At 46.5% G+C, this 6,052-nt stretch carries 3 protein-coding genes and 2 rRNA genes (1 of these 5 running past the window's edge); 1 reads left to right on the forward strand and 4 read right to left on the reverse strand.

The window, feature by feature from the left end; genetic code table 11:
• Positions 1-39 precede the first annotated feature (39 nt).
• Positions 40-1,986, forward strand: coding sequence for a 1-deoxy-D-xylulose-5-phosphate synthase (dxs, locus tag NFI80_RS18505; protein ID WP_235165744.1), 1,947 nt, complete (start codon positions 40-42; stop codon positions 1,984-1,986).
• 498 nt (positions 1,987-2,484) lie between these two features.
• Here the strand turns inward: dxs and NFI80_RS18510 are convergent, their stop codons facing one another.
• From NFI80_RS18510 to NFI80_RS18525, 4 genes are all read right to left on the reverse strand, one after another.
• On the reverse strand, positions 2,485-3,468 hold the full coding sequence (locus NFI80_RS18510) for an ISAon1 family transposase (protein WP_445438752.1): 984 nt from the start codon (positions 3,466-3,468) through the stop codon (positions 2,485-2,487).
• Positions 3,464-3,814 (reverse strand): ISAon1 family transposase N-terminal region protein, encoded by a 351-nt coding sequence (locus NFI80_RS18515; protein WP_445438751.1) that lies wholly within the window; start codon positions 3,812-3,814, stop codon positions 3,464-3,466. The genes NFI80_RS18510 and NFI80_RS18515 overlap by 5 nt, the downstream gene beginning before the upstream one ends.
• A gap of 144 nt (positions 3,815-3,958) precedes the next feature.
• A 5S ribosomal RNA gene (gene rrf, locus NFI80_RS18520) occupies positions 3,959-4,070 on the reverse strand.
• 92 nt (positions 4,071-4,162) lie between these two features.
• Positions 4,163-6,052 (reverse strand): 23S ribosomal RNA (locus tag NFI80_RS18525) (it continues 932 nt past the right edge of the window).

A 6,052-nucleotide genomic window follows, 5' to 3' on the forward strand; every position in this document is an offset into this window, starting at 1 on the left:
GCATTTATTCCGCAAAAATTTGATTTCAAAAGCTTGAATATGCTTATAAAACCTGGGAAGTTATTAGCTAAAATTGATTCCCCTGAGGACCTACGAAAGTTAGACAGTTCCCAGCTTCCACAAGTATGTAACGAATTACGTCAGTTTATCATTGATAACGTTTCCGTCTATGGCGGGCATTTTGGTGCAAGCCTGGGCGTAGTTGAGTTAAGTGTTGCACTTCATTATGTGTTCAATACACCGGATGATCAGTTGGTTTGGGATGTGGGTCACCAGGCTTATGGTCATAAAATATTAACTGGCAGGCGGGATAATTTCCATTCCAACCGCACATATGGAGGCCTTTCCGGTTTCCCGAGACGCAGCGAAAGTATTTATGATGCCTTTGGGGTAGGACATTCTTCTACATCCATTTCGTCGGCATTAGGAATGGCTGTTGCATCTGCATTAGAGAAAAATTTCGAAAGACAACATATTGCCATTATAGGAGACGGCGCGATGACCGCGGGAATGGCCTTTGAAGGCATGAACCATGCCGGAGCAACAGATTCCAACCTGCTTATCATTTTGAATGATAACTGCATGGCTATTGATCCTAATGTGGGCGCGTTGAAAGAATATCTTACCGATATTACCACTTCTCAAACCTATAATAAATTCAGGGACGAGGTTTGGAATATGCTCGGTAAGATGAGCAATTTCGGTAAGAGCGCTCAGGAGATCGTTTCGAAAGTGGAAACTGTGATGAAAACTGCTATCCTTCGTCAGAGCAATCTTTTTGAATCACTAGGGCTAAGATATTTCGGTCCTATTGACGGCAATGACATCAGTCATCTTACCGAGGTTTTAAAAGACTTAAAAAGCATTCCGGGACCAAAGTTGCTACACTGCCTTACTGTAAAAGGTAAAGGTTATGGCCCCGCTGAAAAAGACCAAACAAAATGGCATTCCCCTGGTATTTTTGATAAGATCACAGGAGAAATTAAAATAAAGGTTTACGATCAGCCGCAAGCACCAAAATATCAGGATGTTTTTGGCAACACTATTGTAGAGCTCGCGGAGCAAAATCCTAAGATTGTTGGTGTAACGCCAGCCATGCCATCCGGTTCATCATTGAACATTATGATGGATGTTATGCCTAAAAGAGCATTTGATGTCGGCATCGCTGAACAGCATGCTGTAACATTCTCCGCAGGAATGGCGACGCGGGGCGAAGTTGTTTATTGTAATATATATTCAACCTTCATGCAACGGGCCTATGATCAGGTTATTCACGATGTCTGCATTCAGGAACTGCCTGTGATCTTCTGCCTCGACAGAGCGGGCTTGGTAGGCGCAGATGGTCCTACCCATCATGGGCTTTATGACATTGCCTTTATGCGTTGCATCCCTAACATGGTTGTTGCTTCGCCTATGAATGAGCAGGAGCTGAGAAATCTGATGTACACGGCGCAGCTGGATTCGTTTCAGTCAGGAAAGCAAGCATTCACAATTAGATATCCCCGTGGTTCGGGCGTAATGCCTAACTGGAAAACGCCGTTTGAAGAAATTCAGATTGGTAAGGGCAGAAAACTGAGAAGTGGTGAAGACATTGCGATTCTCTCATTCGGGCCTCTTGGAAACTTTGCACTGAAAGCTTGTGAAGGGTTGGAATTGCACGGCATTTCGGCAGGACTGTATGATATGCGTTTTACAAAGCCATTAGATGAGGCTCTGCTGCACGAAGTATTCAAATCCTATGACAGGGTCATTACACTAGAAGATGGCTGCTTACAAGGAGGATTTGGCAGCGCTATCATAGAATTCATGGCCGACAACGGATATTCTTCCATCGTAAAGCGGTTGGGCATTCCAGACAATATCGTAGAGCACGGCGAACCAAATGAACTTTACCGCGAATGTGGAGTTGATTCAGAAGGCATCATCAAGGCAGTTCAAGAGTTTTTAAATGCCAGGTCTAATGCTAAGACTATTGTTTTAAATTAGGGATTTACTTAATATGTTTTAACGTGGCTGCTGGGAAACTAAGCAGCCATTTTGGTTTTAACTATCTAACAGAAAGATAAACCAGCGCGTCTTTCCATTGATTGCTGTGTAGAATATAAAATCAGCGTTGTACGCTTGCTATTTACACGACTTGTGAAATGGACTTGTGAAATGAACAATCCCTAGGAAAACGAGCTTACCAAGCACTGAAAACCTGTACTTATGAGAATGGTCTGTCATTGGTATAGTGGGGGCCTGGCTGCACGCCTTTGATGACGCCATCTGCCAACTTTATCTGGTTAGACCCCGCAGGTTTGAACGAAGCGTGCAGGCCAAGCTTCGCAGCGCGGTATCGTCGGCCGTGCCTTAACAATCACAAAAAAAAGACCATCCTTATGAGACGGTCCCATTCACATCTCCGGATTCCCTCAGGCACAAAAAAAGACCATCCTTATGAGATGGTCTTTTTAAGGATCAAGCTGAAAACCTGGGGGGACGTTAAGCATAGAGTTTCGTAAGCCTCAATAGGAAGAATGGGATATCCCGAACACCTCTGGATGACGACCGAAATGCCTTGATCTTCGCATTGAAGGACTCAGCCGAAGCATTCGTACTTCTATGGTTAAAGAAATTGAGAATGTCCAGATAATGCGTCTGAATAGATCTGGCGACAGTTTTAAATGAATCAAGGCGGCAATCTTCCACCTCATTGTACCAGAGTGCCAACTTTTTGAAGGCTTGTTCTTTGGATTTGCCAGTTCGAAAGATCGTTCCCAGTCCCGTTGCCAGCTTGTAGGCTTGATTAATGAGCGGATAAAGCTCAAACAGCAGCTTAGAACGCTGAATTTGCGAAGCAGTCCACTTGTCGTAATGCTTGAAAAGTAAGTACCGGCTTCTTACCAATAGTTGTTTAAGAGTATCACCATTGCCAAGAATTTCAGGTTGATAAAGCAAATTAGCATGCTTTGCAGCTTCAATAGCTTGATTTTCTTGATCCAGTGCCTCCCATCGATACTTGATTCTGACTTCCTGGACGGCATCATAAGCTAATTTCTGGATATGAAAACGGTCAATAACCTTCAATGCCTTTGGGAAACAGCGACTTACGATCATGCCCATATTGGCAGCCATGTCCAAAGTCACTTCGCGCACTTTGCTGCGAATACGTTTGGGTATTTTTCGCAAAATTTCAATCACTGATGCTGCTTGCGTACCCTTCACCATTGCTAACAAAGAGCCTTTCCTTCCTTTTGTGGCCTTATTAGTTACAATAGTATAAAGTTCGCCATTGGAAAGTGAGGTCTCATCGATGCTTAAATATGGACCGGCATTTTCTGGATACAAAAGCCATTCTGCCGCATGCTCACGTTGATCCCAATCCTTGTAATCGCTAATATGGTTTTTATACTGCTCCTGAAGCTGCTTACCGTCCAGATGGAAATACTTGCCTAGCTGCGAGCAGCTGACAGGGTTATTATCAATACAGTCCTTTTAAAAAATCAGCAAACTCTTTGGTCATTCGAGTTCCCTGTTGCACTACATTCCAGTCCCTGCTTACCACCTCACCAGTATCCTTGACTTCCCAGCGGCGGCGCTTGATACAAAGCGTAACACGCTGACTACGAATCGGGAAATCCGGAATGTATATCTCGGGCAGAAAGCCCTTCGACTCTAATTTCCGGTCTTTATATTCGGTGGGAGGAAGGTTCTTTTCTTCTAAGTAAATGTGAAGGCCTGGAATGGCTTCAACGATTCTGGAAAGCTCAAAATACTCGAGGATACCCTCGGGCAATAGGAACTGGGCTAGGGCTAAATACGACTCTTGCAATGTATTCTCAATTGATTCACTGCAAAAAACTACTTTTTTAACGTCCCCCCAACTTTTCGGACTGATCCCCTTTTTAACATTAAGCGATTTCTTGAGGCACAAAAAAAGCCTCACATTTCTGCAAGGCTTTAGTTTTAAGTGGTATTGTGGCGGCTACCTACTTTACCAGGTTTGATCCAAGTATCATCGGCGGTTCTGGGCTTAACTTCTCTGTTCGGGATGGGAAGAGGTGAACACCAGGCCAATAGCCACCAACAAGGTCTTTGTTGGTTTTTATCACTCAACAATATCTTTGAGTAATCAATGTCATATTGGAAGTAGAAGAGATCAAAAAGTGTTAAGATGTTAATGTGCAAGCTCTTGGGTAATTAGTACTGCTCAGCTGAATGTATTTCTACACGTACACCTGCAGCCTATCAACGTCGTAGTCTACAACGACCCTTATGTGGAAGATTCATCTTCGGGCTAGTTTCGCACTTAGATGCTTTCAGCGCTTATCTATTCCCCACATAGCTACCCGGCCATGCCACTGGCGTGACAACCGGTTCACCAGCGGTGGGTCCACCTCGGTCCTCTCGTACTAAAGGCAGCCCCCGTCAATCTTCCTACGCCCACCACAGATAGGGACCGAACTGTCTCACGACGTTCTGAACCCAGCTCGCGTGCCACTTTAATCGGCGAACAGCCGAACCCTTGGGACCTTCTCCAGCCCCAGGATGTGACGAGCCGACATCGAGGTGCCAAACCTCCCCGTCGATGTGAGCTCTTGGGGGAGATCAGCCTGTTATCCCCGGCGTACCTTTTATCCTTTGAGCGATGGCCCTTCCATACAGAACCACCGGATCACTATACCCTGGTTTCCCACCTGCTCGACCCGTCGGTCTCACAGTCAAGCCTGCTTGTACTATTGCACTCCACACACGGTTACCAAGCGTGTTGAGCAGACCTTTGGAAGCCTCCGTTACACTTTTGGAGGCGACCACCCCAGTCAAACTACCCACCATGCACGGTCTCCGACTTTGTCGGATTAGATCCCAGGCCAGCGAAGGGTGGTATTTCAACGTTGGCTCCATCACGCCTGGCGACGCAACTTCACAGCCTCCCACCTATCCTACACATCCCTGACCCGAAAACAATGCAAAGCTATAGTAAAGGTGCACGGGGTCTTTCCGTCCCGTGGCGGGTAAGCGGCATCTTCACCGCTACTACAATTTCACCGAGCTCACGGCCGAGACAGTGCCCAGATCGTTACACCATTCGTGCAGGTCGGAACTTACCCGACAAGGAATTTCGCTACCTTAGGACCGTTATAGTTACGGCCGCCGTTTACTGGGGCTTCGATTCAATGCTTCTCTTGCGATGACATCCCCTCTTAACCTTCCAGCACCGGGCAGGTGTCAGGCCCTATACGTCAACTTTCGTTTTGGCAGAGCCCTGTGTTTTTGCTAAACAGTCGCCTGGGCCATTTCTCTGCGGCCTCTCATCACTGAGGAGGCTCCCCTTCTCCCGAAGTTACAGGGTTAATTTGCCGAGTTCCTTAGCCGTGATTCACTCGAGCACCTTAGAATATTCTTCTCGACTACCTGTGTCGGTTTACGGTACGGGTTGCGTACAGCTGGCGTTTCAAAAGCTTTTCTTGGAAGCGTTTTCGTAAGTTCGCTTCACCCGTAGGTTCTGCTCAACGCACTATTCCGTCAGTACGTACTTACCACAATACTCCGTCACTTTTTCACACTGCATGCAAGGGCAGGAATATTAACCTGCTGTCCATCGAGAGTCGCCTGTCGGCTATCCCTTAGGCCCCGCCTAACCCTCCGTTGATTAGCATAGCGGAGGAATCCTTAGTCTTTCGGTGTGCGGATTTCTCATCCGCATTATCGTTACTTATGCCTACATTTGCTTTTCTCACCAGTCCAGCCCAGCTTACGCCAAACCTTCACCCCTGTGAGAATGCTCCCCTACCGATCGTAATAAATTACTATCGCATAGCTTCGGTAATATGCTTGATGCCCGTTTATTATCGATGCCCGCCCCGCTCGACCAGTGAGCTGTTACGCACTCTTTAAATGTATAGCTGCTTCCAAGCTAACATCCTGGCTGTCTCTGCAGTCGGACCCCCTTAGTTCAACTTAGCATATATTTTGGGACCTTAGCTGATGCTCTGGGTTGTTCCCCTCTCGGACTGGGACCTTAGCACCCCAGCCCTCACTGCCGTGTATATCATAGCCCATTCGGAGT

Source organism: Dyadobacter chenhuakuii (genome assembly GCF_023821985.2).
In the GTDB taxonomy this organism is placed as follows: domain Bacteria; phylum Bacteroidota; class Bacteroidia; order Cytophagales; family Spirosomataceae; genus Dyadobacter; species Dyadobacter chenhuakuii.